The following is a 1,936-nucleotide window of genomic DNA, read 5'->3' as shown; positions in this document are numbered from 1 at the left end:
GCAGGCGCTCGACATGCTCGCTGCCGGCGCGACGAAGGACGATGTGCTCAAGCGTACCGGTCAGGTCGTCGGCGTGCACAACGTATCGTTCGACGTGCAGGAAGGCGAAATATTCGTGCTGATGGGCCTGTCCGGCTCCGGCAAATCCACGCTGATCCGCCTCGTGAACCGGCTGGTCGATCCGAGCGCCGGCAAGGTGCTGATCGACGGGCTCGATGTCGCGTCGGCACGCCGCTCCGCGCTGACCGCGCTGCGCCGCAAGGACATGAGCATGGTGTTCCAGTCGTTCGCGCTGATGCCGCATCGTTCCGTGGTGTCGAATGCCGCGTTCGGCCTCGAGGTCGCCGGCGTCGGCAAGAAGGAGCGCGAACGCCGTGCGATGGAGGTGCTCGAGCAGGTCGGCCTCGCCCCGTTCTCGCACAAGCTGCCGTCGGAGCTGTCGGGCGGCATGCAGCAGCGCGTCGGCCTGGCCCGCGCGCTGGCCGTGAACCCGTCGCTGATGATCATGGACGAAGCGTTTTCCGCGCTCGATCCGCTCAAGCGTCGCGAAATGCAGGACGTGCTGCTGCAACTGCAGAAGGAACAGCGCCGCACGATCATGTTCGTGTCGCACGATCTGGAAGAGGCGCTGCGCATCGGCAACCGCATCGCGATCATGGAAGGCGGCCGGCTCGTGCAGGTCGGCACGCCGCAGGACATCATCACGAACCCGGCCGACGACTACGTGCGCGCGTTCTTCGACGGCGTCGACACCAGCCGCTATCTCACGGCCGGCGACCTGATGCAGACGGGCGCCGTGCCGATCGTGTCGAAGTGCGATGCCGCGAACGTCGCGGCGACGCTGAACGGCAGTGCCGAATACGCATTCGTGCTCGACGGGGCACGCAAGCTTCGCGGCTTCGTCACGCGCGAGGCGATCGGTCAGGCCACGCCGTCGGTGCGGCCGATCGAAAGCATCCGGCGCGATGCGTCGCTCGAACACGTCGTCGCGCGCGTGGTCGCGAGCCCGAATGCACTGCCCGTCGTCGACGACGACGGCTGCTACTGCGGCTCGGTCGACCGCGCACTCATCCTGAAGGCCATCACGCGTTCGCGAGGCTCCCATGTCTGAAATGATTCCGCTCGGTACCTGGGTCGACCAGTCCGTTCACTACCTGCTCGACCACGACGCGAAGACGTTCGACGCGATCGGTCAAGCGATCGAGGGTCTCGCGGCATTCGTCGAGCACGGCCTGCAGGCGATCCCGATGTGGCTGATGATGGCGATCTTCATCGGCGTCGGTTTGTGGCGGGTGGGCTGGCGCTTCGCGCTGTTCACCACCGCGTCGCTGCTGCTGATCTTCGCGACGGGCTTCTGGGACCAGACGGTCATCACGCTCGGCCTGACGCTGTCGTCGACGATCGTCAGCCTCGTGCTCGGCATTCCGCTCGGCATCTGGGCCGCGAAGAGCAAGTGGGTCGCCGCGATCGTGCGTCCGATCCTCGACCTGATGCAGACGATGCCCGCGTTCGTCTACCTGATTCCGGCCGCGATGCTGTTCGGTCTGGGCCGCGTGCCGGGGATCCTGTCGACGGTGATCTTTGCGATGCCGCCGGCCGTGCGCCTGACGAGCCTCGGCATTCGTCACGTGAACCGCGAGATCGTCGAAGCCGGCCAGGCATTCGGCTGCACGCCGTGGCAGCTGCTGTACAAGGTGCAGTTCCCGAACGCGCTGCCGTCGATCATGCAGGGCGTGAACCAGACGATCATGATGGCGCTGTCGATGGTGATCATCGCGTCGATGGTCGGCGCGGGCGGCCTGGGCAACGACGTGCTCGCGAGTATCCAGCGCCTCGACATCGGCCTCGGCTTCGAAAGCGGTCTGTCGGTCGTGCTGCTCGCGATCATTCTCGACCGCATCACCGAGAGCTTCGGCCGCGCGCCGGGCACCGCGAA

The 1,936-nt window shown here is 66.4% G+C and carries 2 protein-coding genes; both read left to right on the top strand.

Annotated features, from left to right (window positions below):
- On the top strand, window positions 1-1,111 hold a 1,111-nt coding region (locus DIE06_RS37620; protein WP_260433912.1), incomplete at its 5' end, for a glycine betaine/L-proline ABC transporter ATP-binding protein.
- The coding region (gene choW, locus DIE06_RS37615; RefSeq protein ID WP_124665722.1) for a choline ABC transporter permease subunit at window positions 1,104-1,936 on the top strand (833 nt) is incomplete at its 3' end. The genes DIE06_RS37620 and choW, both read left to right, overlap by 8 nt.

The organism is Burkholderia sp. Bp8998 (assembly GCF_003854235.1).
Classification (GTDB): domain Bacteria; phylum Pseudomonadota; class Gammaproteobacteria; order Burkholderiales; family Burkholderiaceae; genus Burkholderia.
The sequence above is the reverse complement of the archived record's forward strand: the minus strand, read 5'-3'. Positions and strand labels throughout refer to the sequence as shown.